The sequence below is a fragment of the Rhizobium sp. BK060 genome (genome assembly GCF_014193145.1).
Classification (GTDB): Bacteria; Pseudomonadota; Alphaproteobacteria; order Rhizobiales; family Rhizobiaceae; genus Rhizobium.
On sequence record NZ_JACHYW010000008.1, the window covers coordinates 184,296 to 208,617 of the forward strand.

Annotated in this window: 22 protein-coding genes and 1 tRNA gene; 8 read left to right on the forward strand and 15 right to left on the reverse strand. The window is 60.3% G+C overall.

Annotated features, from left to right (window positions below; translation table 11 throughout):
• Positions 1–11: 11 nt before the first annotated feature.
• The 4 genes from FHT71_RS11490 to tesB form a co-directional block, all read right to left on the reverse strand.
• The gene (locus FHT71_RS11490; protein WP_183719694.1) at positions 12–2,675 is read right to left on the reverse strand and encodes a DNA translocase FtsK; all 2,664 of its coding nucleotides are present in this window, start codon (positions 2,673–2,675) and stop codon (positions 12–14) included.
• A gap of 241 nt (positions 2,676–2,916) precedes the next feature.
• On the reverse strand, positions 2,917–4,350 hold the full coding sequence (locus FHT71_RS11495) for an ammonium transporter (RefSeq protein ID WP_007794419.1): 1,434 nt from the start codon (positions 4,348–4,350) through the stop codon (positions 2,917–2,919).
• Positions 4,351–4,378: 28 nt separating this feature from the next.
• On the reverse strand, positions 4,379–4,729 hold the full coding sequence (locus FHT71_RS11500; protein ID WP_007794422.1) for a P-II family nitrogen regulator: 351 nt from the start codon (positions 4,727–4,729) through the stop codon (positions 4,379–4,381).
• Positions 4,730–4,940: 211 nt separating this feature from the next.
• On the reverse strand, positions 4,941–5,825 hold the full coding sequence (gene tesB, locus FHT71_RS11505; RefSeq protein WP_007794423.1) for an acyl-CoA thioesterase II: 885 nt from the start codon (positions 5,823–5,825) through the stop codon (positions 4,941–4,943).
• Positions 5,826–5,878: 53 nt separating this feature from the next.
• On the opposite strand from tesB, the gene FHT71_RS11510 reads away from it, so the two are divergent.
• Positions 5,879–7,126 (forward strand): ubiquinone biosynthesis hydroxylase, encoded by a 1,248-nt coding sequence (locus FHT71_RS11510; RefSeq protein ID WP_348649164.1) that lies wholly within the window; start codon positions 5,879–5,881, stop codon positions 7,124–7,126.
• Here FHT71_RS11510 and FHT71_RS11515 read toward each other — a convergent pair whose 3' ends face one another.
• The 4 genes from FHT71_RS11515 to FHT71_RS11530 form a co-directional block, all read right to left on the reverse strand.
• Positions 7,127–7,315, reverse strand: a complete 189-nt coding sequence (locus tag FHT71_RS11515) for a Trm112 family protein (protein ID WP_007794429.1) — start codon at positions 7,313–7,315, stop codon at positions 7,127–7,129.
• A gap of 9 nt (positions 7,316–7,324) precedes the next feature.
• Positions 7,325–7,993: an LON peptidase substrate-binding domain-containing protein gene (locus tag FHT71_RS11520; protein WP_007794432.1), complete on the reverse strand. Its 669-nt coding sequence runs from the start codon at positions 7,991–7,993 to the stop codon at positions 7,325–7,327.
• 112 nt (positions 7,994–8,105) lie between these two features.
• Positions 8,106–9,071 carry a thioredoxin gene (gene trxA, locus FHT71_RS11525; protein ID WP_007794434.1) on the reverse strand — a complete coding sequence of 322 codons (966 nt, stop codon included), beginning with the start codon at positions 9,069–9,071 and terminating at the stop codon, positions 8,106–8,108.
• A gap of 53 nt (positions 9,072–9,124) precedes the next feature.
• The gene (locus FHT71_RS11530) at positions 9,125–9,634 is read right to left on the reverse strand and encodes a prolyl-tRNA synthetase associated domain-containing protein (RefSeq protein WP_132588619.1); all 510 of its coding nucleotides are present in this window, start codon (positions 9,632–9,634) and stop codon (positions 9,125–9,127) included.
• Between the two features lie 254 nt (positions 9,635–9,888).
• Here FHT71_RS11530 and FHT71_RS11535 point away from each other — a divergent pair.
• Positions 9,889–9,963, forward strand: a tRNA-Gly gene (locus FHT71_RS11535).
• 227 nt (positions 9,964–10,190) lie between these two features.
• Here FHT71_RS11535 and FHT71_RS11540 read toward each other — a convergent pair.
• The 7 genes from FHT71_RS11540 to FHT71_RS11570 all read right to left on the reverse strand — a co-directional run bounded on the left by FHT71_RS11540 (position 10,191) and on the right by FHT71_RS11570 (position 17,225).
• Complete coding sequence (locus tag FHT71_RS11540; protein ID WP_183719696.1) at positions 10,191–10,373, reverse strand: hypothetical protein; 183 nt, start codon at positions 10,371–10,373, stop codon at positions 10,191–10,193.
• Between the two features lie 117 nt (positions 10,374–10,490).
• A complete protein-coding gene (locus FHT71_RS11545; RefSeq protein WP_183719698.1) occupies positions 10,491–11,540 on the reverse strand; it encodes an Ldh family oxidoreductase in 1,050 nt (349 codons plus the stop codon).
• A 33-nt stretch (positions 11,541–11,573) separates the two neighbouring features.
• On the reverse strand, positions 11,574–12,539 hold the full coding sequence (locus tag FHT71_RS11550; RefSeq protein WP_183719699.1) for a hydroxyacid dehydrogenase: 966 nt from the start codon (positions 12,537–12,539) through the stop codon (positions 11,574–11,576).
• A gap of 77 nt (positions 12,540–12,616) precedes the next feature.
• On the reverse strand, positions 12,617–13,606 hold the full coding sequence (pdxA, locus tag FHT71_RS11555; protein WP_183719701.1) for a 4-hydroxythreonine-4-phosphate dehydrogenase PdxA: 990 nt from the start codon (positions 13,604–13,606) through the stop codon (positions 12,617–12,619).
• A 32-nt stretch (positions 13,607–13,638) separates the two neighbouring features.
• A complete protein-coding gene (locus FHT71_RS11560) occupies positions 13,639–14,772 on the reverse strand; it encodes an iron-containing alcohol dehydrogenase (protein ID WP_132588623.1) in 1,134 nt (377 codons plus the stop codon).
• 348 nt (positions 14,773–15,120) lie between these two features.
• Complete coding sequence (locus FHT71_RS11565) at positions 15,121–16,308, reverse strand: exo-alpha-sialidase (RefSeq protein WP_183719703.1); 1,188 nt, start codon at positions 16,306–16,308, stop codon at positions 15,121–15,123.
• A gap of 11 nt (positions 16,309–16,319) precedes the next feature.
• Complete coding sequence (locus FHT71_RS11570) at positions 16,320–17,225, reverse strand: dihydrodipicolinate synthase family protein (RefSeq protein WP_183719705.1); 906 nt, start codon at positions 17,223–17,225, stop codon at positions 16,320–16,322.
• A 305-nt stretch (positions 17,226–17,530) separates the two neighbouring features.
• Between FHT71_RS11570 and FHT71_RS11575 the strand changes: the two genes are divergently transcribed.
• From FHT71_RS11575 to FHT71_RS11600, 6 genes are all read left to right on the forward strand, one after another.
• Positions 17,531–19,180, forward strand: coding sequence for an ABC transporter substrate-binding protein (locus FHT71_RS11575; protein WP_183719706.1), 1,650 nt, complete (start codon positions 17,531–17,533; stop codon positions 19,178–19,180).
• Between the two features lie 141 nt (positions 19,181–19,321).
• Positions 19,322–20,278: an ABC transporter permease gene (locus FHT71_RS11580; protein ID WP_132588709.1), complete on the forward strand. Its 957-nt coding sequence runs from the start codon at positions 19,322–19,324 to the stop codon at positions 20,276–20,278.
• 2 nt (positions 20,279–20,280) lie between these two features.
• Complete coding sequence (locus tag FHT71_RS11585; protein ID WP_132588627.1) at positions 20,281–21,240, forward strand: ABC transporter permease; 960 nt, start codon at positions 20,281–20,283, stop codon at positions 21,238–21,240.
• The gene (locus tag FHT71_RS11590; RefSeq protein ID WP_132588628.1) at positions 21,240–22,247 is read left to right on the forward strand and encodes an ABC transporter ATP-binding protein; all 1,008 of its coding nucleotides are present in this window, start codon (positions 21,240–21,242) and stop codon (positions 22,245–22,247) included. Before FHT71_RS11585 ends, FHT71_RS11590 begins: the two co-directional genes overlap by 1 nt.
• Positions 22,247–23,239 (forward strand): oligopeptide/dipeptide ABC transporter ATP-binding protein, encoded by a 993-nt coding sequence (locus tag FHT71_RS11595; RefSeq protein WP_007794536.1) that lies wholly within the window; start codon positions 22,247–22,249, stop codon positions 23,237–23,239. The genes FHT71_RS11590 and FHT71_RS11595 overlap by 1 nt, the downstream gene beginning before the upstream one ends.
• The gene (locus FHT71_RS11600; protein ID WP_007794539.1) at positions 23,236–24,297 is read left to right on the forward strand and encodes a four-carbon acid sugar kinase family protein; all 1,062 of its coding nucleotides are present in this window, start codon (positions 23,236–23,238) and stop codon (positions 24,295–24,297) included. Before FHT71_RS11595 ends, FHT71_RS11600 begins: the two co-directional genes overlap by 4 nt.
• Positions 24,298–24,322: the final 25 nt, after the last annotated feature.

The window sequence follows — 24,322 nt, forward strand, 5'->3', positions numbered from 1 at the left end:
TGCTGCCGGCTTCAGCGGTCGAGAATATCGCCTTCGGTCGGAACCAGAATCTCGCGTTTTCCAGCATGATTGGCGGGACCGATGATGCCTTCCTGCTCCATCCGCTCGATCAGTGATGCGGCGCGGTTGTACCCAATGCCAAGTCTGCGCTGAATATACGACGTTGACGCCTTTCCGTCACGCAGAACAATCGCGACGGCCTGATCGTAGGGATCGTCGGAATCGGAGAGATTGGACGTTCCGGCCGGACCGCCGCCGTAGTCGCCATCTTCGTCGTCATCAGCCGTGATGGCGTCGAGGTACTGCGGTGCACCTTGCGTCTTCAGATAGGAGACGATCTCTTCCACTTCCATATCGGCAACAAACGGGCCATGGACACGTTGGATGCGTCCGCCACCGGCCATATAGAGCATATCACCCATGCCGAGCAGTTGCTCCGCACCTTGTTCACCGAGAATGGTGCGGCTGTCGATCTTCGATGTTACCTGGAAGGAGATGCGCGTCGGGAAGTTCGCCTTGATGGTGCCGGTGATGACGTCGACGGACGGACGCTGCGTGGCCATGATGACATGGATGCCGGCCGCGCGCGCCATCTGCGCCAGGCGCTGCACCGCGCCTTCGATGTCCTTGCCGGCGACCATCATCAGGTCTGCCATCTCGTCGATGATGACGACGATGTAAGGCATCGGCTGCAGGTCGAATTCCTCCGTCTCGTACATCGCCTCGCCGGTATGGCGGTCGAAGCCCGTCTGCACGGTGCGCGAGATCACTTCACCCTTGGCAAGCGCCTGTTCGACGCGGCTGTTGAAGCCATCGATGTTGCGGACGCCGATCTTCGACATTTTCTTGTAGCGCTCTTCCATCTCGCGGACGGTCCACTTGAGCGCAACAACGGCCTTCTTGGGATCCGTCACCACAGGCGAGAGAAGATGCGGAATGCCGTCATAGACGGACAATTCCAGCATCTTCGGATCGATCATGATCAAACGGCACTGCTCGGGCGTCATACGGTAGAGCAGAGACAGGATCATCGTGTTGATGGCAACCGACTTACCGGAGCCGGTCGTACCAGCCACCAGCAGGTGCGGCATCTTTGCCAGATCCGCGATGACAGCCTCACCGCCAATGGTCTTTCCGAGCGCCATGGCGAGCTTCGCCTTCGAGCCTTCGAAGTCCCGCGATGCGATCAGTTCGCGCAGATAGACCGTTTCGCGCGTCGAATTCGGCAGCTCGATACCGATGGCGTTGCGGCCCGGCACGACGGCGACGCGGGCGGCGATCGCGCTCATCGAACGGGCAATGTCGTCGGCAAGGCCAATGACGCGGGACGACTTGATGCCGGGAGCAGGCTCCAGTTCGTAAAGCGTCACGACGGGACCCGGACGAACATGGATGATCTCGCCCTTGACGCCGAAATCCTCGAGCACGCCTTCGAGCATACGCGCATTCTGTTCCAGCGCATCAGCGGACAGCGTCGAATCCCGCACAACATTCTTCGGTTCGGCAAGCAGGTGCATCGACGGAAGCTGGAAGCCTTCGGGACGAATGAACGACCCCTGCTGCTCGCGTTCGACGCGGGCACCAGGCTTCGGCCGCGCCGCAGGCTGCACGACGCGCGGCTCCGGGCGCCCGCCAGTAGACTTGGCCGGCGCGCGTATCATCCAGTCGTCGTCATCAGGCAAGATATCGGCGGGCCGCGGCGGCATGTCGTCGAACGGCAGATCGACGTCCTCGTCGTCATCATTGAGCGAAATGGAGGGCGCAGAAACGACGCGACGCTGCGAAGCAGCGCGTGGGTCCATCGATGGCTCCATGCGTTCTCCGCGCCCGGCCGGCGTCTTGGCGCGAACCGGCTCGTTCAGCTTGCCGAACTCGTCATCATTGAAGTCGTAGGGCGACTCGAAATCCTCCTGCCGCCGCTTGCGCGGACCCATGCCGAGCAGGCGGCGCATGCGCGCCTGGCTCATATACCAGGCGTGCGTCAGCGCACCGAAGGCAAGCCAGCCGCCGTCATCGTCGTCTTCGTCCTCGTCGCCCACCGAGCGCAGCTTGGAGCGCGTGTTTGCGTATTCCGCCTCAGCCTCGTCCTCTTCATCCTCGCTGCGACCGACGAGACCGGCGGCAAACAGCATCATCCACACCGTCGGGACAGCAAACACGCAGCCGACCGCGGTCGCAAATGCGCCGGTCGGATAGGCGCCAACAAACAGCGCCGGAAACCGCAGGATCATATCGCCGATGACGCCGCCGATGCCGTTGGGGATCGGCCAAGTGAGCGGCGGCGGAAAGCAACCGATGACGGCGGAGGAGAGCACGGAGCCGAGGCCCCATGCCGCAGCTCGCGCCGGAATACGACTGAAACGGCGGCCGGAGATCAATGCGAGAGCCCAAGCGACGACGGGCAGCAGCGCGACGACACTGGCAAGACCGAAGAACTGCATGGCGATGTCGGCGAAAGCGGCGCCGCCGTAGCCCAGAATATTGCTCGGTTCGTTCCCGGTCGCATAGGAATAGCTTGGGTCCGCGACGTTCCAGGTCGCGAGCGCTGCGACTGCCAATGCAAGCAGCAGGAAGATCGCGAAGCCAAAAAGCGTCTGCGCCTGCCGGAACATGAAACCCGAAAGGGAAAAACGGTCCGGCCGGCCATCCATTGCTGGCGATGTGCTTCTTGCCATGTGTGTACCCGTCCAATGCGTGAGAGCGTGCGAATCGCCAAGCGTCTGCGCTCAGTACCTTCGCCCCACCTAATCAGAGGACGGTTAAAGCGGTGTTAACCATGCCGTCCCCACATCTTGCACCGGAAAATAAAAAAGCCCGAACCTGTGGAGGTCCGGGCCAAGAGCGGCCTGTTCGGATGAATAGGCCGCGACGGGCTGTTCAGCGGCGCCTGCTTGCGCAGGCGCCGCAATGCCTTGATTACGAATGGTAGGCTGCTTCGCCGTGGGTTGCGAGGTCGAGACCTTCGCGCTCGGCTTCGACGGAGACGCGTAGACCGATGACGACATCGACGATCTTGTAGAGGATCGCGGAGCCGACGCCCGACCATACGATCGTCGTCAAAACTGCCTTCAGCTGAGCGAGAACCTGGGTTGCAGTACCCGGATAGCCCGCCGCGAAATCAGCCGTGGAATAGTCGACGATGCCCGCACCACCGAGCGCGGGGTTGACCAGGATACCGGTGCCGATAGCGCCGAGAATCCCGCCGATGCAATGAACGCCGAAGACGTCGAGCGAGTCGTCGTAGTTGAACTTGTTCTTGACGACATCCACGAAGAAGTAGCAGACCGGCGAAACGATGAGGCCGAGAACGATCGAACCCATCGGCCCGGCGAACCCAGCTGCCGGGGTGACGGCAACGAGACCGGCGACGGCACCCGAAGCTGCACCGAGCATCGAAGCCTTGCCGCGTGCGAAGTTTTCAACGAGGCACCAGGATACAGCAGCGGCGGCCGTTGCGACGAAAGTGTTGATCATCGCGAGCGAAGCATAGGCGTTGGCTTCGAGGTTAGAGCCGGCGTTGAAGCCGAACCAGCCAACCCACAGAAGCGAAGCACCGACCATGGTGAGGGTCATGGAGTGCGGAGCCATGATTTCCTTCTTATAGCCCGTCCGCTTGCCAAGCATGATGGCGCCGATCAGACCGGCAATACCGGCATTGATGTGGACGACCGTGCCGCCGGCGAAGTCAAGCGCGCCGTAGGAGAAGATCAGACCCGACGGAGAGGTGTAGGAGCTCGGACCGCCCCAGAACCAGACCATGTGTGCCATCGGGAAGTAGACGAACGTGACCCAGAGGATGACGAAGAGCATGACAGCCGAGAACTTGATGCGCTCGGCAAAGGCGCCAACGATCAGGGCCGGCGTGATGCAGGCGAAAGTCATCTGGAAGCAGACGAAGGTCAGCTCTGGAATCGCAACGCCCTTCGTGAAGGTCTCGGACACGGTGGTCGTATCGACACCCGCGAGGAAGGCCTTCGAGAAGCCGCCGACGAAGCTGTTGAGCGAACCGCCATCGGTGAAGGCCAGCGAATAGCCGTAGGTAACCCAGATGATCATGACCACGGCCGTGATCATGAAGACCTGCATGAGAACCGAGAGCATGTTCTTGGCGCGAACGAGACCGCCGTAGAAGAGGGCAAGACCCGGGATCGTCATCAAGAGGACGAGAACCGTGGAAATCAGCATCCAGGTATTGTCACCCTTGTCGACCGTCATCGCAGGAGCGGCAGCGGCGGCAGCAGGCGCAGCCGTCGTGGCGGCATCCTGCGCGAAGGCAGCGATCGGCGCGAGCAGCGCAGCCGACGCAGCAGCAAGCCGCGTATATGTGGAAGAAAACTTCGAAATTGACATTGAAAGAGGCTCCCTTGCTCTGCCGCTCTTACAGCGCTTCTGTGTCGGTTTCGCCGGTACGGATGCGCACGGCATGGTCGATCGAATAGACGAAGATCTTGCCATCGCCGATCTGGCCGGTCTTGGCGGATGACGCGATAGCCTCAACGGCCTTGTCGACGAGTTCGGAGGCAACCGCGATCTCGATCTTGAGCTTCGGCAGGAAGCTGACCGCGTATTCGGTGCCGCGGTAAATCTCAGTATGCCCCTTCTGGCGCCCGTAGCCCTTCACTTCGGTCACGGTCAGGCCCTGAATGCCGATCGCCGTGAGGGCTTCGCGCACCTCATCCAGCTTGAACGGCTTGATAATGGCCATCACAATTTTCATCTGGTTTTCCATCCTTCGTTACCCTCGGCGCGGAGCCGACTCTCCTTGCCACTGACGTTCCCGAACAGCGACTGCGGATATACATTCAAAGGGCGTGCCAGATTCGAGACGGGAAACTAACTCATTGAAAAATAAAAGTTATATAAATTGACGCCAATAAACAGGCAAATGATTGCCCAATAATCGCTCAGAAAATATCCAAATGAATAAATATGCCTATAATTTATTCATTTGCCCTTTTGCGAATCAGTCCCTCCTGCGCCACAGACGCAATCAGGACACCGTCTCTCGTAAACAGACTACCGCGGGTCAAGCCCCTCGCGCCCGAGGCCGAGGGGCTGTCCTGCGTATAAAGAAGCCAATCGTCGAGTTTTGTGGGCCGATGGAACCACATGGAATGATCGAGGCTGGCGACCTGGATCGTCTGGTTGAAGATCGACGTCCCATGCGGATGGAGCGAGGTATCGAGCAGGGTCATATCGGACAGATAGGCAAGAATGGCAGCCTGATAGTACCGATCGTCGGGAACCGGCCCTGTTGCCCGAACCCAGACATGCTGCACCGGATCAAGCTTCTTGTCCGAGAAATAGTGCGTGAGCGATATCGGCCGGATTTCGATCGGCCGTTCGCGCTCCCAGTATTTGCGAATCGGGGCCGGCGCGTTGGCGAGGAATTGCGCCGCAATCTGCTGTTCATCGAGCAGCTTCTCGGGAACAGGCACCTCAGGCATGGCGATCTGATGATCGAAGCCGGGTTCCTCGATCTGGAACGAACAAGATAGGGCGAAAATCGCCTTTCCATGCTGGATGGCCACAGCCCGGCGTGTATTGAAACTCGACCCATCGCGAATCCGCTCCACCTGATAGACGATCGGCACCGAAGGATCGCCGGGGCGCATGAAATAGGCGTGCAGCGAATGCACGGTTCGGTCGCGCTCCACCGTACGCTGTGCGGCCATCAATGCCTGGGCGATGACCTGACCGCCGAAAACACGCTGCCAGCCAACCTGCGGGCTGCGCCCGCGAAAGATGTCGACTTCGATCGATTCAAGATCCAGCGTGGAAAGCAGGGTCTCCATCGCAGTCGGTTTTTCGGTGTCACGCGTCATTTTGTATAGCTCCGGACGGTAGGAAGTGCGGCAGCGATGATCTATATAGATCAATACGATATTCACAAGAAACGGAGCGGAACTCCATGCGGGACATGCTGGTTGTAGGCGCGGGTTATGTCGGGCTTTCCGCGGCTGTAGCGGTCAAGCAGGCGGCGCCTCATCTCGACGTCGCCGTCGTTGAAGCAGCGCCGGCGGGCGTCTGGCAGAAGGACATGCGCGCCTCGGCCATTATCGCCGCCGCGGCCAGAATGCTTGAGGTTTTCGGCATCTGGGACGAGATAGAGGCCGACGCGCAGCCGATCACCAAGATGATCGTTACCGATTCGAAGACAGCCGATCCCGTACGCCCGGTCTTCCTGACCTTTGATGGCGAAGTGGAGGATGGACGGCCTTTCGCGCACATGATTTCGAATGTCGCACTTGTTCGAGCACTTCGAGGAGCATGCGAACGGCTTGGCATCGAAATTCATCATGGCTTTGGCGCGACCGGGCTTTCCATTGCCGATACGCATGCAACGGTTACGGCCTCGGATGGCAGTGTGCAGGAAGCCCGGCTCGTCGTCGCCTGCGACGGCATCCGCTCACACCTGCGGGATCTGGCAGGCATCAAGACAGTCTCTTGGGACTACGGCCAGTCGGGGATCGTCACGACGGTCGAGCATGAGCGTCCGCATCATGGATGTGCGGAAGAGCATTTCCTTCCGTCTGGACCTTTTGCCATCCTGCCGCTGAAAGGGAACCGCTCCTCGCTCGTCTGGACGGAGCCGACACCTGAAGCCAACCGTCTCGTCACATCCGACGAACTCATCTTTGAGGAAGAGTTGGAGCGCCGCTTCGGTCACAAGCTCGGTACCTTGAGGGTTGTCGGCGAGAAGCGTGCCTTCCCGCTTGGGCTGACGCTTGCGCGGGCTTTCGTGGCGCCGCGCGTGGCGCTCGCCGGCGACGCTGCGCACGGCATTCACCCGATTTCGGGTCAGGGCCTGAACCTCGGCTTCAAGGATGTCGCCGCGCTCGCCGAAACCGTCGTCGAAGCCGACCGGCTTGGCCTTGATATCGGCTCGATCAACATTCTCGAGCGCTATCAGGCATGGCGCCGCTTCGACACCTTCCGCATGGGCGTCACTACGGACGTGCTGAACCGGCTCTTTTCGAACGACATGGCGCCGCTGCGCATCGCTCGCGATATCGGTCTGGGTATCGTGGATCGCCTCCCCGGCCTCAAATCGTTCTTCATCGGACAGGCTGCCGGCACCACCGCCAGGGACAATCCCCGCCTGCTGGCAGGGCAGACAATTTAGTCAGTCGTCCAGCCCGCGCGCCTCTGAGACGAGCATGATCGGAATGCCATCACGGATCGGATAGGCGAGGCGCGCCTTCTCCGAGACGAGTTCATTATGCTCCCTGTCATAGGTGAGCCGCCCTTTGGTCAGGGGGCATACCAGCAATTCCAGAAGCTTCGGGTCAACACGGCTTAGCTTTTCATCCATAAGATGATTCTACTGCAGAACCGTGTCCGAGTCACCGAAGACACGCGCCAGCACGATCTCTGTGATCGCGATCAGCGTTTCCGCCCGCGTTTTCAGATCGGGAGCCTCCAGGAGTGCCTGTTTCTCAGCCGGTCCGAACGGCGACATCATCGCCAGCGAATTGACGAGCGTCAGGTTACTGGCGCGCTCGACGCTTTCCCAATCCGCCTCGAGCTTGTTTGCGTCAAGATAAGCCTTGAAGGCGGCTAGAAGCGCGGCCCGATCAACCGCATCCTCCTCGTCGCGTGCGGAAAGATCGGCGATGAAGGGCGCGATGCGGAAGGTTCGGAAAGGATGATGCGTTTCCTTTTCCTCAAGCAGGCGGAAACGGCAGATGCCGGTGAGGGAAACGATGTAGCGACCATCACCCGTTTCGGCGAACGAGGTAATGCGCCCAAGGCAGCCAACCGGGGCCAGATGAGCCTCCCCCGGCCCTTCCTGGTCGCCCAGTGCGGGCTGGACCATCCCGATCAGTCGATTGCCTGACAAAGCGGCATCGAACATGGCAAGATAGCGCGGCTCGAAAATATTGAGGGGCAACTGCCCTGTCGGCAGCAGCAGAGCGCCGCCAAGCGGAAAGACCGCGATCGTATCAGGCAGATCACCGGGCTTCAAATATCGTGCATTCCCCACTTGCATAGAGACTGGTCCTGCATTGCCAGCGGGCGCGACACGATGCGCCCGCACAAACGGAAATGTGGGGCCCGCCTCCAAAAACACAAGGGCGGCGGGTCGAAACTTGAAGTCCGAATTATGAAAACAGCATGGCGGAGAGCTTGCGCCGCGCCGAGACCGTAACAGGATCCTTGAAGCCCCAGACATCAAAGAACTGCAAGAGCTGACGGCGTGCGCCATCGTCGTCGAAAGCCCGGTCCTTGCGCATGATGTAAAGCAGATGCTCTGCCGATTCTTCGCGCCGACCCTCGACGTTGCGGATCTTGGCAAGTTTCAGCCGGGCTTCGTGATCGTCCGGATTTCGCGCCAAATCCTGCTCCAAAGCAACGGGATCACCGAGCTTGCGCGCTTCCTCAATCTGATCGAGCTTCTTCGACACGGCCTGGATTGCCGGGTCCTTCGCCATTTCCTCCGGCAATTCTGTCAGCGCCTCACGCGCACGCTCATGCTGGTTTGCGGCAATCATGCATTCCGCCATTCCCGCCAACGCCTTGGCATTCTCGGGATCGGCCTGCATGACGGCGCCGTAAAGCTGGGCGGCGCCGTTGATGTCGCCGGATGCCAACAGCTCGTCAGCCTCCTTGAGGACACCTTCGATTTCGGCCGCCTGGTCGGCGCCGGCCGGACCGGCGATACGATCGATGAACTGATTGATCTGGCTCTCCGGCACAGCGCCCATGAAGCCATCGGCAGGGCGACCGCCGACGAAGGCGATCACGGCCGGAATCGACTGGATGCCGAGCTGCCCGGCGATCGAGGGGTGGTCGTCGATGTTCATCTTGACCAGCTTGACGCGCCCTTGCGCTTCATTGACGACCTTTTCGAGCACTGGGGTCAGTTGCTTGCAGGGCCCACACCAGGGTGCCCAGAAATCGACGAGAACCGGCTGGTTGCGCGATTCCTCGATGACATCCTTTGTAAAATTCGCGGTCGTCGTATCCTTGATGTAACCGCCCGCACCGGGGGCTGGGGCCGCTCCATAATTTGCAGTTGCCGTCATCTGGCCAATGGAATTGCTGTAAGGATTGTCGTTGCCGCTCATGGATATCTCCCGCCGTGCCGGTCAGCCGGCTTTTCTAGCGCTAAAATCGTATGTCAGGACGTCACTTTCAAGACAAGCGGCTTATGCCCCGTCGCTTCTATAAAGCGAATAAGATCGCTGCTTGCGATCGATGTCGTGGCATCATTGGACAGCGGATGGCAATTGATGATCGCGTCTTCCATCAGATCGGCATCAAGAACGAACGTTACGTTTCCACCCGTATCATTGATGGCCCCAAAAGCCGTGACAGCCCCGGGGACGACACCGAGATACTCCATCAGCTTTTCCGGCTTTCCGAACGAGACCTTGCTGGCGGCGCCGATCAGCGTGTGCACCGTTTTCAGATCCACCGCCGCGTTCTCCTCCACCGTCAGCAGGAAGAACTGATCCTTCTTGTCTTTGACGAAGAGATTTTTCGTATGGCCGCCAGGAATCTCGTCACGCAGCGCGACCGATTCGGCAACCGTGAAAACAGGTGCATGGCTTTTGGTGCTGTGCTTGATATCCAGACCATCGAGAAAGGCAAAAAGGTCATCTCTGGTCTTCGGCGTCGCGTCGGTCATCGTAAAATCCATGCGGTCGGGAGGAGCGATAGGGTGCCTGATTACGTCCCGCCACCGTCTTTTGCAACGCCCGGAGTTGACGCTTTACCCTGCATTTGCGGCGCTTCCGATGACTTCAAACGAGGTTCGAGAATTTTTCTTCGAATTTCCGTCATTTCCCTGTTGCATTTGAAAATCGTTTGGGCGATATAGCGCCCGTCGCCGCAAGGTGGCGCCCACGGTCCTCACAACTACCCCGGACCGATGCGGATTGAGCGGGTGTAGCTCAGGGGTAGAGCACAACCTTGCCAAGGTTGGGGTCGAGGGTTCAAATCCCTTCGCCCGCTCCAGTTTTTCTTTGTCCATACCGAAGACATAGGTAACAGAGCGTACCTAAGACATGGGTAACAACCTCGTGCCGAACGGGTTGTCGATGGTTTGCAAGGTTCTCTGCTCCAGGTCGATGCATCCTAAATCATGGTGCATGAAGCAAACGGCTCACTGCGGCTCGATGAGATCGCCGGACAAACAAAAAACCGACGATCGGCGGCGCCAAGTGTCGGTTCTCGGAATATGGTTAGCGGGAATAATTGCGAGACGACGTCCAGGCGTTCTCCACGGCTTCCTTGGTGGGAGCATTGCCGCGCCCATCCCCACGCTCCGCATTGTCGCGTTCAGCTTCCACTTGCCGCTCGGCGATGTAGGGCGTCAGCATTTGCTCCAAATGAGCTGCGGTCAGGCTTACTGCAAAGCTTCTCACCTCATCCCTCTAAGTGTTTACATTGTGTAAACACTTACCGCCTGGCGGCGCCCATCGAAACGGTTCGATCGAGCTCTCCACGTGCTTTTGTTCAGGATAGGAGGAACCATCCCGGAGCTAGGGCATGGCAACCCCGAGTCGCTCGGCATGGGGCGCCAGAGACGCCATGATGTTAGGGTGCAGCACCACTCCATCTACAAGGGCGCCACGCTTTAGCGCCAGGCCGTTCTCTCCCGGCAGCCGAACTCGCGTAACTCCGGGCCGCGGCGGATTGCTGTGGCAGGCATCGGCGAGCCAGCCGGTCTGCCGCAGAAAGGCATCTCGGCCACCAAAGGCGTCCGGATCGAAAACCTGAACCGTGACGGCCGCGTTCGTACCCTTGAGGTCATCCACACGGCCAAGTCCAGCAAGACCCTGCGTGAAGGCTTCGACATGAAGTGCCATGCCATAGCCCTTCTGGCCATGATCAAGCCCTCCGACCGGCAGTAGCGTGCCGCCGCGTTCGATCACCCGCGGATCGCGACTCGCCTCGCCGTTTTCATCCATCAGCCACTCGTGCTCATACTGTCGGCCTTCGCGGACCAACCGCTGCGCCATGTTGACCGTCGTGATCGACGCGCTGATGTCGATCAGGATCGGATCGCCGGGCGTCGGAATGCCATGGGCGACCGGGTTGGGCGTATAGACGCCTTTTCTTCCCCCGAAGGGCGCGACCTGTGCACCGGATGGGCTGGAGCTTGCAATGCTGACCATATAGCCGCGATCGGTTGCAATGGTGAGATAGGCGGCAAGGCAACCGATATGATGGCTGTCGGCAATTGCGATCGTCGCTGTGCCATAGGTGACGGCGCGCTCGCAGGCGAGCTTGACCGCCTCGGATGTCAGCCATGCACCGGGAAGGCGTCGCCCACACCAGGCGACGGCTGGGCCGCGATCGGACAGGATACCCGGCGCGCCCTCACGCTTCATCACGCCATCGGCAATGCTTTGCAGGTACCAGCCGGCCAATGCCAGGCCATGCGTCGTGTGCCCCATCAGATCGGCTTCGACGAGATAGTGGGCAACGGCGGCCGCCTTTTCCTCCTCGAGCCCGGCAGTGGCAAACAGCGCCTGCGCGAATTGGCGCAACGTATCCGGTGCGTAGCGGGTATCGGGTGCCTCGCCCATGTTCATCTCCATGATGTCTCGCCACCAAACCGGTCAGCGCGCCAGAAAGCGGGGGTCAAGCGTCCTGCCATCGAGCGCCGCAAGCACGTTCTCGGCCGACATGATCGAAACGGCGCATTTCGCATCGAGCGTGACGCCTGCAACATGCGGGGTCACCAGCGTGTTCGACAGCTGAAATAGCGGATTGTCGATGCCGGGCGGTTCGAGGGCGAAACTGTCCAACCCGGCACCGGCGAGATGCCCATGTTCAAGAGCCGCGATCAACGCCTTCTCGTCGACGACTTCGCCACGCGCCGTGTTGATCAGGAACGCGCCCTGCTTCATCAGCCCGATGCGGCGGGCGTTGATCAGGTTCTGCGTCTCCGACGTCAACGGGCAGTGCAGGCTGACGATGTCGGAGTTTGCAAGAAGCGTATCCAGATCGGTTTCGCGGCTGACGCCATCTTGAAGGGCGCCGTCCAGCGTATGCGGATCGAAGGCCGAGACGATCATGCCGATGGCGCCAGCTATCCTGGCAACCGTCTGGCCGATAAAACCGAAACCGACAAGACCGAGCCGCCGGCCGCGCAACTCGCGCCCTTTGTACTGGTTCTTGTCCCAGATGCCGTCGCGGATCAGCGCGTCCTGACGCGGCAGATCCTTGACCAGCGCCATGATCAGCGCGAGCGCGTGCTCGGCGACCGAGTGCCCATTGCTGCCTGTCGTCATAGAAACCGGAATGCCGAGCGCTGTGGCCGCGTCCACGTCGATGTCGTTTGTTCCGACACCGTGCTTGGCGATATGCCGGAGCCTGCCGCCCACCTGCATTTCCTCCGGCCCGAGAAGATCGGCGAGCAGGCGCACGATGACTGCATCCGGCTTGTGGGCCCTCATTATTGCGATGACGGCTTGCCGGTCGATATAGGGCGGCGTGGCAATGACATTTGCCCCGGCATCTTCCAGAAGCGCACGACCTTCCGGCGCCAGTTCGCCGCCGAGAACGACAACAGTCTTTTCCATCGCTCATCTCCTCCAAAGAGCAAAGCGGCAGGCGGCGCAACACTGCGCCGTCGACGATCCAGAGCGCTTTCCGGGCGTTACGCCGGCTGTCGGCGTGGGGAGCGCGCCATCAGCCGCGCATAGGCAATGGCCGAGAGCATGTTCACATGGTTGGCCTTGCCCGTGCCGGCGATGTCGAAAGCCGTGCCGTGGTCGACAGACACACGGTCGATCGGCAAGCCGAGCGAGACGTTGACGGCCGTATCGAAGGCGATGAGCTTGATCGGGATGTGGCCCTGGTCGTGATACTGCGCGATCACCAGATCGAAGGCCCCATTGTAGGCTCGGGCAAACACGGTGTCGGCCGAGATTGGCCCCACGACATCGATGCCCTTTGCCTGCGCCAGCTCGACGGCGGGCGCCAGGAATTCGATATCCTCGGTGCCGAACAGACCGTTCTCGCCGCAGTGCGGGTTGAGACCGGCAACCGCGATACGCGCCTTCTTGCCAAGACGCATGAAATGATTGTGACCCGCCTCGATCGTTGCCAGCACGCGCTCGGTCTTGGCGCGCTCGATCGCCCCCTTGAGCGAAATGTGTGTAGAGACGTGGATGGTGTTCAGCCGCTCCGAAGCGAGCAGCATGAACGAGCTTTTCGAACCGGTAAGGTGCGCCAGAAGGCCGGTGTGACCGTCATAGTGATGACCGGCAAGGTTCATCGCTTCCTTGTTGATCGGCGCGGTGACGATGACATCAGCATTGCCAGACATCGCAAGATCGACGGCGCGGCTGATGTATCGCACGGAAGCATCGCCCGCGACCGGGCTGACCTTGCCGATCTCAGGCAGCGGCGCGCCAAGCTCCACCTCCTCGACGGCAATCTTGCCCGCACCCGATGCATCTGCCGGCGCAAAGGAAAGACCTGCCGCTGCGCTACGGTTGGCACGCTCGAGTGCTTGCGTGTTGCCGACGATGACGAAATCCCGCCGCTCTTGCTCCGGCATCGTGGCAAGCGCCTTGACGATCACCTCGGGGCCGATGCCGGCCGGATCGCCGATCGTTACGGCGACTTTCGCATTCCTGTCCATCACTCACGGTCCTCTTTGAATGGAAGCCAGCCTCAAAAGGCGGCTTCGTAGATCGAGCGGATATCTGCGCGCGAAAGATCACGCGGATTGTTGTCGAGCAGGCGACGGATGGCAAAGGCATCGTCGGCCATCGCGTCCAGATCGCTTGCCGGTACGCCGAGGCCTGAGAGCTTCATTTCAATCCCGAGTTCGGCGCAGAAGGAAAAAGCGGCGTCAAAGACGGACTCGACACTGTCGGAGGTCTTTTGGCCAAGCGCCTCCATAATGGCACGCGTTTTCTCGGAAACTGCCGGGGTGTTGAACGCTAGAACATGCGGAAAGATCAGGGCGTTTGCCGCACCATGCGCCACATGCCAGCGCGTACCGAGCGGGTAGGCGAGCGCGTGACCGCCGGCCGTATTGACCGGGCCAAGACAGAAGCCGCCATAGAGCGAGGCTAGCGACAGGCCTGCACGCGCCTCTGCGTCGGATCCGTCCTTGACGGCGCGGGCCAAATATTTTCCGACCAACCGTGTACCCTCGATCGCGTAGAGGTCGATCATCGGATGCGCCTTGCGATTGGTGAAGGCTTCAACACAATGCGCCATGGCATCGACACCCGTCGCCGCGGTCGTGCGTGCGGGCACGCTGAAAGTCAACGCCGGGTCGACGACAGCGATATCGGCCAACATATGCATGCTCTCGACAGCAAGCTTGGCCATCGTCTTCGGATCGGTGACGAGGGCTCGGATGCCCGCCTCGCTGCCGGTGCCCGACGTCGTCGGCACCTGCGCCAGCGCAACGCGTCGCGGCCCTCTGACCTTGTTCGGCCCGACAACCTCATGCAGCGTCTGCGGCGAGCTGGCGAGCACGGCGGCAAGCTTGGCAAGATCCATGGCGCTGCCGCCGCCGAAACCGACGACGAGCTGAGCATCTGCCGCATTCGCCACCGCCAGCACTTTGTCGAGATTGGTGATATCCGGCTCGGGTGTCACATCAGCAAACACCGTGACTTCACCCTTGAGCGCCAGCGCATCGACACGCGTCGCATTGAAGGCGTCAGAAATGACGAGAACCCTGATATAGCCTTTCTCGCTTGCCCACTTGCCGAGCCGCTCCGCCGTGCCGACGCCGAACTCGATCAAATGCGGCCGGACGATTGTTATCGGCGAATCCAAGCTGACCACTGGATCACTCCTCCCTGCAAATGCCGCGACGCCCCGCGTCACAAAGATGTAAATTTGTTATACAATGCCATCGCATTTGGCAAGCGAGGAGATCACGGGAGCCGGAAGAAATTGCGATTCGCCTTGTCGTTGCGTGCGCAAAGCAAAATCGAAATTCCGGTTATTACACTGATACAAATGATAAAATGGCAAACACCCCCATCTAGCGGTGTTGAGTCCGGACAGGCACTGAATCGCTAGGCAAGTGATATGAAGTTGTCAAAACAGAAGCGCGATCCGACGCGGTTGCCTCTTCTGCGAAGCCGCGTCGGATCGATGAATGCTCACAACTGACAACCTGTGAAGGCGTCACGCAATCGCGTCAGCCGAAAGTCGGACATATTTTATGGCTCGGCGGTAATAGGTATAGGCGACGTGCACGGCGCCATCGGCCCCCTCGACGATCGAAGGGTAGGAAAACTCGCGGTTGACGTAGTCCTTCGAGTTATTGCTGAGGCAATATCCATCTCCGGTGTCGAGGTCGATGCGGCGGGGGAAGCTGGCGCCGCCGTCGCGGGAGAAAGCGAGGCTGAGTGGTGCACGAGGCACGCCCCAGACAGCCTTGCGGCGCTCGACCGTCGGTGCTGGCGCGACCTTGGTCTCCTCATCGCCTTCGATCTCGTCGTACAGCGATTGACGCCGGGCATCCGACGTCAAGGCATTGGAATGGTTGTAAACCATTGCGATCATGCCGTTTTCTAGCCTTGTCGCCTGAATCGACGAGTTGTTGTTCGGCAGACCGATCGGCCGAGGCGCGCTCCAATGCTCACCACCGTCACTCGAGCGGCTATACAAAACCGATTCGGCGAAGCGATTGCGATAGAAGGCCACAAGGTTGTCATCGTCTATCGGCACGATGTTCATATGGACCGCCCCAATGCTATCCGGGACCTCGGCCATGGCCCAGCTCTTGCCCTGGTCGCGCGAGATCAGCACGCCTGCCGTATCCACGTCGCCCGTCCAGCGTTCGCCCGGCAATCCGATGCAGCGAAAGACCGGCAGAAGCCAGGAGCCGGTTTTGTTGACGATGACCGGTTGGCGGACGAAGGTGCCCGGGATGTCGCAGAGAACACGCACCACTCCGAAGGTTTTGCCGCCATCCTCAGAGATCCGACATTTGACAACAGAGCCATCCTGGTTGCCCGATGTCTGCGAGGTATAAAGCAGCCAGACGCATCCGTCTGGTGCATTGAAAATCAACGGGTTTTGCTCGGATTTCGCCGAATCGTCCGACATCTTTTCCGGTTGCGACCAGTGCGTTGCTCCCGGTGCGAGGCGCGACATGTAAATCGAGATGTCGCCCATGCCCTCCATCGTGCCGCCGAACCAGACGCAGGTCAGCGTCCCATCAGGTAAAAAGGCGAGATTGGCGGCGTGGTTCTGAATGCAGGGAGAGGGAAGATATGCATCGGCGCGTCCCTTCTCGCTCGAATTCGCAACGATCTCTCCGGTCATCAGTGCCGGCACGGCCTCGGGTGGCAAACCTGTAAAGCTCATGATCGCGCTCCTTACGGCAGCTTGGCGTAGGCTTCGGAAAGCGCGGCACAATCGGCGTCGCTGATCGGCATAAGTGGCGCGCGCGTGCGCCGCCACGCAGCATTGCCGGTCTTGAGGCTCACCATGGCCTTGATCGTCGGGATCTGCACATAGGAGTTGGAGAGTGTTCTGTAGGCATTGATGCGGGCTTGGGCTACTTCGACCTCGCCTGCTTGCGCCTCGTCATGCACCTTGTCGTAGACGGTGCGCAGCGAATCCGCGACGAGATTGGAGGTTGCCGTGATGCAGCCCGCACCTCCAGCCTTCAATAGCGGTAACAGCAGCGGATCGGCGCCGGCCAGGACGGAGAAGCCCGGATAGGCCGCGATGATTGCCTGCATGTTGTTGAAATCGCCGGCAGATTCCTTAATTCCGACCACCGTGTCGGGGAAGGCTTCTATCAACCTACCGATCAACGGAATAGAAAGCGGAACACCCGAGACCTGCGGGATATGATAGAGAATGACCTGCAGCCTGGCGTCGGCGATCTTTTCCAGAACCTGCGAGTAGGCAGCAAACAGTCCATCGTCGGATACGCCCTTATAGTAGAAGGGTGGCAGCATCACGACCTTCGTCACACCGAGTGAAAGGGCGTGCTTGGTCAGTTCGACGGTTTCCGGAATGGCGACGACACCTGTCCCTGGGAGTAACATGTCGGCCGGCATACCCGCCTTGAGCGCCGCCTCCAGAATTCCCCGGCGCTCGCTGGATGAGAAGGAATTTGCCTCACCCGTCGTGCCAAGCAGGGCGACGCCGTGGCACCCCTCCTGCAGCAATCGCTGGCAGTGCTCGGTGAAGAGACCAAGGTCCGGGCTGCCATCCGCAGTGAGCGGCGTCGCGGCCGCGCTGAACACGCCTGTAATCTTGTGATTGCTCATATCGTCCTCCTCGGATGAACGCCACGAAATAGGGCGGCGGCGGGAAACCCGACCCGCAAGATGGCACTTTCTTCATCCCTCGAAGCTTTGTTGTCAATATGACAATACCGAAAGCTTCGCCGGTGAATTTTTAATATACTGAAAACATTCATGAAAATATTTAGATATTTTGAAAGCGGGCGATCATGATTAATTTTAGTTGACATATTTACATTATCGCGCAAGTGTCTGCGCCATGTCGTGACGCACTTTCGGGAAGCAGAGTGAAAGTGGTGCCGTCACTGATTTTTTCATGGGAGGACACGATGACTGATCGGAATGAAGAGAATATTGCGCAGAAAGCGCAGATGTCGCGTCGCGAAGCGCTGAAGCTTGGCCTCGCCGCCGGCGTCGGCCTCACAGTCTTCGGCATGAATGCACGCATCGTACTTGCCGATGATGGCCAGGTTCTAAAGGTTGCTAATCCGGCCTTCAACCAGGATTGGTCGCCACTGCGCGGCGGCGGCGTTCCGTTCCGCTGGAACTCGATCTGGTGGGCCTCGCCGATGTATTTCGACAGCGAAGGCAAGATCAAGCCTTACGTCTTCACCAGCTGGGAATCCCCCGATAACAAGGTCTGGACCTTCAGGATCGACCCCAAGGCTGTCTTCTCCGACGGCAGCAAGATCACCTCGGCCGACGTCAAGGGATCCTGGGAAGTCGCCTCCATGCCCAATACCAAGAGTCAGCGTGCAGACCAGGTGCTGAGCAAGGTTCAGGGCTATAAGGAAATCGGCGCCGGTTCCGGCAACGAATTGACGGGCGTCGCCACCCCTGATGAAGGCACGGTTATCGTCACCCTGACGGAAGCCGACCCGATCTTTTTCATGCGCCTGGCCAACCACATTGTTCCGATCGCCAAGGCCGCTCAGTCGCGCGGCAGCGACGGCGAGGAAGTGGCCGACTGGTATAAGCCCGACAATAGCGCCGTTTATTCCGGCCCGTTCAAGCTCACCAGCATCGACATCGACGCCGGCAAGCTGGTGTTCGAGCCGAACGAGAATTTCTTTGGCCCAAAGCCGAAACTCTCGCGCATTGAAATCACCTCGATCGAAGACAACGTCACCGCGACGTCGCTGATCAAGTCGGGCGAATTCAATGCCCACACCGAATTGGTAACCTCGACGATCATCCAGGACCTCGGCCCTGAGTTTTCCGCCGGTCCGCTGATCCCAACCAGCCAGCACTTCTGGTTCAACATCAGTCGCGCGCCGATGGATGATCCGAAGGTTCGTCAGGCTCTGATCATGGCGATCGATCGCGACGGTCTCTTCAAGGCTTCCTATCCGGATGGCCCACACAAGAAGGCCGATCAGATCCTGAATTCCGTGCCCGGCGCCGACAATTCCGGCTTCGAGCCCTATCCTTACGATCCCGCAGCCGCCAAGAAGCTGCTTGCGGAATCGACCTACGGTGGTCCCGAGCGCCTGCCGAAGATTCTCTTCGTCGGCATTTCCGCACCGGCAATCCAGGCAGCAGCTCAGTTCATTGCCGAGCAGTGGCGCCAGAACCTCGGCATAACGGCCGTCGACATGAAGCCGCAGCAGGACTCCTATGCCGGTCCGGACCAGAATGCGGTCCAGATCTTCCGTGATGACGTCGGCACCCGCGTTCCCGATGCCGTTTCCTACCTTGCCGGCTGCATCGCCTCGACCTCGTCGAACGCACAAAACAAGCTTGGCGGATACAAGAACGACAAGGTTGATGCGGCGCTCGCCGAAGCTGCGACGAAGGCCGTTGACGATCCGCAGCGCATCAAGCTCGCACAGGATGCCCAGAAGGCATTCCGCGAGGATTGGGCCTTCATTCCGTGGTACTCTCAGGCGATGTCGCGCTGGGCCACCAAGGAGGTCAAGGGCATGGACAAGAACCTCGACTGGCAGGTCGTGGCGCCCTGGGATATTTCGATCGGCTAAGCCGGCACGAATTCTGAAATAGATAGCCCTCGGGCATACTAGCAACCGCGCGAAGACCGCAAGGCCTTCGCGCAAGTTTCAAGAAGACATCGCATGTCCGCGTTGATGCGGAACGTGTCTGCCAACCGGTGGGAGGTAACCTTGTTACGCTACGTGCTGACCCGGTTTGCCATCTGGATTCCGTCCGTTCTGATCGTGATGCTGGCCGTCTACGCGCTGGCCTTCTACGGCGCCGGCGATCCGATTAAGTTGATCTTTCTGCGCGCGCCCGGCGATGTCGCCTATAATCCGCAGCGCATCGAAGCCATCCGCGAAAGTGCTGGTCTGAACAGGCCCTTCATCGAGCAGTTCGGCCTCTACGTCTGGAACCTGTTGCATGGCCAGTTCGGCAATTCATTAACCTCGGGCCGCTCAGTCTGGGCCATGGTTTCGGCTGCGGCCCCTGTCTCCTTCAAGCTGGCACTCTGTTCCATCATCCTGACGACGATCATTGCCATTCCGCTTGGCATGATCGCTGCGATGAACCAGAACAGCCGGCTCGACTATGCAATCCTCGGCTCGGCTCTGTTCTTGTGGGCGATCCCGGCCTACGTTGCCGGTCCGCTGCTCATGGTCGGTCTCATCGTTCTCCTGCCGGGCGCCAGCGTGCCCTATGGATGGGGCGGCATCTTCGACATGCGCATCCTGCTGCCGCTCGTCGTGCTTTCCTTCCAGCCGATCGCGCTGATCGTGCGCCAGACGCGCGCCGCCGTCATCGAGGTGCTGTCTGAGGATTTCGTCCGCACCGCCCGCGCTAAGGGCGTGCCCGAAATCGTCGTGGCGCTGCGCCATATCCTGCGTCCGGTGCTGACGCCCGTCGTGACACAACTCGGCCTGATCATGATCACGATCGTCAACGGCGCAATCTTCGTAGAGCTCGTCTTCGGTCTGCCCGGCCTCGGTCGCCTGACCGTGCAGGCGCTGACCAATTCGGACTACCCCGTCATTCTGGCGATCACGCTCATCGGATCTTTCCTGGTGATGATATCGAACCTTCTCGTCGACGTTCTCTATCCGCTGCTTGATCCGCGTGCCAACGATGCAAGAAGGAGCCGCTGACCATGTCCGCCGTCCCTCTCTCTCCCGCCGCAACCCAGGAAGAAGCACCTGTCAGCCTCTGGCGTGACGCCTGGTATCGCCTGAAGCGCAATAAGCTCGCCGTCTTCGGCCTGGCCGTCGTCGCGATCCTCGCCTTTACCGCGATCTTCGGCCCCTACCTCACGCCCTACGACTATCTGAGCCAGGATCTCCAGTCCCGAAATGCCGTTCCGTCGCTGCAGCATCTCTTCGGCACCGACGATCTCGGCCGCGATGTGTTCAGCCGCGTCGTCTTCGGCACCCGTACGGCCTTCCTGGTCGCGGTCATCGTCACCGTCATCGCGGTTCTCGTCGGCACGATCCTCGGCGCCATCGCTGGCTTCTTCGGCAATCCGTTCGACCGCGTCATCATGTGGCTCACCGACATGACCATGTCCGTGCCGAACCTGCTCCTCGTCGTCGTCATCAATGCATCATTGAAATCGCCGATCACAAAGTGGATGGAGGCGCAGTATCTGGTGACGCTCAATCCCTTCTATCGCCAGACCATCTGGGTCGATTTCATGCTGGTCTTCGGCTCGATGGCGCTGATCTCCTGGCCGCCCTATGCGCGCCTCGTTCGCGCCCAGGTACTGTCGATCCGCAGCCGGCCTTATATCACCGCAGCCCAGGCGCTCGGCCTTTCGAACTGGATCATCATGAAGCGCTATGTCGTTCCGAATGCGCTCGGTCCGTTGATCGTTTCCGTCAGCGCCGGTCTCGGCACCGCTATGGTCCTGGAAAGCGCCTTCAGCTTCCTCGGCGTAGGCGTCAATCCACCGACCCCAAGCTGGGGCAACATGATCTCCGACGGCTTGCGTGTCTGGCAGCATTATCCGCATCTTCTGGCCGCACCGGCAGCCGTTCTCGGCCTTGCCTCTGTCGCCTTCAGCTTCCTCGGCGATGGCCTCAACGACGCACTCAATCCGCGGGGAGCTAAGTGATGAGCACCACCCGATCCAATGAAAAACTGCTGGATGTCCGCGGCCTGACGGTCGAGATCGATGGAAGAAATGGCCCGGCGGTCGTGGTCGATGGCATCGACCTTCACGTCAACAGAGGCGAAACCCTCGGCGTCGTCGGCGAATCCGGCTGCGGCAAGAGCCTGACCATGCTGAGCCTGATGCGGCTGCTGCCGAACAAGATCAAGGTGACCAAGGGTTCTGCGAGCTTCGACGGCAATGACTTGCAGAAGATGTCAAACAAGGAACTGCGCAAGGTGCGCGGCGGCGATATCGGCTTCGTCTTCCAGGATCCGATGACCTCGCTCAACCCGGTCATGCGCATCGGCGACCAGATCTGCGAGCCGTTGATCTATCACCGCGGAATGAGGAAGGCAGAGGCTCGCGTCCGCGCCGTCGAACTGCTGCGCCTCGTCGGCATTCCCGGCCCCGAAGAGCGGCTGCAGGCCTATCCGCACGAACTCTCCGGCGGCATGCGCCAGCGCGTGATGATCGCCATCGGCCTTGCCTGCAATCCGAAACTGCTGATTGCCGACGAACCGACGACCGCGCTCGACGTCACCATCCAGGCGCAGATCGTCGATCTGGTGAAGGACCTGCGCGCCAAACTCGGCATGTCGGTCGTCTGGATCACCCACGATCTGGCTTTGATTGCCGGCCTCGTCGATCGCGTTGCCGTGCTTTATGCCGGAACAGTGGTGGAAGACGCGCCGGTCGATGAACTCTACGCCCGACCGAGCCACCCCTACACGCGTGGTCTGCTAGCCTCGATTCCGAAGCTGTCGGATGCGCCGGCAAGCCGGCTCTCCTCGATCGGCGGCACGCCGCCGGAGCCGGGTCGTCGCCCGAAGGGCTGTCCGTTTGCGCCGCGCTGTCCGCTGGCGGAAGCGATTTGCCACGAGCGCGTACCGAAGCTCGAGCCGCTGGCGGGCGCCGGCAATCACCGGGCCGCCTGCTTCGTCGTCCAGAAAATGCAGGAGGCCGCGTGATGGGTGCCCAACCGCTGCTCAAGGTCGAAAACCTCGTCAAGCATTTCCACGTCAAGCTCGGCGCCTTCGGCGAGCGTGCTGCGACCGTCTATGCGCTCGACAACGTCAATCTCGACATCATGGAAGGCGAGACGCTGAGCCTCGTCGGCGAATCCGGCTGCGGCAAGTCGACGACCGGCTTTACCATCCTCAACCTTTACAAGGCGACCAGCGGCAAGGTCGTCTACAAGGGGCAGGATCTGGCGACGCTGGATGAGAAACAGATGCGGCCGTTCCGCCGCGACCTGCAGATTGTCTTTCAGGATCCCTATTCCACGCTCAACCCGCGTATGACGATCGGTGAGGCGATCGGTGAACCGATCCTCTTCCACAAGCTCTGCACCAAGGCGGAGCTGAAGGACAGGGTCGCCTCACTCCTGACCGACGTCGGCCTGCCCACGCGTTTCGCCCAGCGCTATCCGCACGAGCTTTCCGGCGGCCAGCGCCAGCGTGTCGTCATTGCCCGCGCGCTCGCCTGCCGGCCGAAGTTCATCGTCTGCGACGAGGCAATCTCGGCGCTCGACGTCTCGATCCAAGCGCAGATCATCAACCTGCTGCTCGATCTGCAAGAGAAGTATGGCCTGACCTACCTGTTCATCGCCCATGACCTGGCCGTCGTGCGCCATATCAGTACCCGTGTCGGCGTCATGTATCTCGGCCGCCTGGCGGAGCTCGCGACGCGCGAGGAGCTGTTCGAAAACCCGCTGCACCCCTACACCAAGGCTCTGCTCTCCGCCGTTCCCGAAACCGATCCGGAACTGGAACGCACGCGCAAGCGCCAGATCCTGCAAGGCGACGTGCCGAGCCCGCTCAATCCGCCGAGCGGCTGTCGCTTCCATTCGCGGTGCCCAATCGCCATGGACGTGTGCAGCAAGGTTGTGCCGGAATGGAAGGAAGCCAAGCCTGGCCATCTTGTCGCCTGCCACGCTGTCAACGCAGGACAGACCGCATGATGCTAAAGGTCGCGATCATCGCTGACGATTTGACCGGCGCGCTCGACACGGGAACCCCCTTCTTCGACGCCGGACTTTCCGTCGCTGTCGCGATCGACGTCGGGGCCATATCGGAAACGCTTGCGACCGATTGCGAGGTCGTGGTGGTCAACACGGCTTCAAGAGCTCTCCCGGAGGAGGAAGCGGCAAGGAAGGTCAGCGCTGCGGCGAAGGCCCTTCTTGCCGCCTCACCTCAAATCGTTCTGAAAAAGATCGACTCCCGGCTTAAGGGGAATGTTGCGGCAGAAAGCGAAGCTTTGACTGCCGTCTTCGGTCACGAGGCAATCGTGGTGGCACCAGCCATTCCCGATCAAGAGCGTTTGACCCGCAACGGTCACGTCGTCGGTCGTGGTGTCGACAAGCCGCTACCGATTGTCGAACTTTTCGAGGCAAATAACGGCCAAGTGATCGTCCGCGATGCTGAAACGCACAGCGATCTCGACCGGGTGGTTGGCGCTTACGACTGGAAGACGACCCTTGCCGTCGGCGCCCGCGGTATCGGAGCTGCACTTGCCCGCAAGATCGGCCAACCGAACAGGGCAAGCAAACCTTTTGCCGCATCGAGCCGGACTGTCTTCGCTTTCGGCTCCCGCGATCCGATCACGACAGAGCAGATGACCAAGTTGCAAGTTTCCGGCGCTTTGACGTCAACCATCGATGCGCCCATGGGAGCGTTGACGTACGAGGAACGATTTGGCCTACCAATACTTTTGCGGTGCACGGGCGAAATCACCGGCGAAGCTGCAGCAGTTGCCGACCGCTTCGCGAAAGGCGTAAAATCGGTCATAGAGATGATGCGCCCGGAAATGCTGGTGGTCGGCGGCGGCGATACGGCGTTGGCAGTGTTTCACGCACTCGGAATTCGAGTCCTGAGGCCACAGGGCGAAATCGAGGCGGGTATTCCCTGGTTTGACGTCGTAACGTCAGATGGCCTGCGTTTCCGATGCGCGGTTAAGTCCGGGGGCTTCGGTAGTTCTGATAGTTTGGTAAGACTGATTGCACAGAATCAGGCGGCATAAGACAATGCCGGCGGGGAGAATGAAA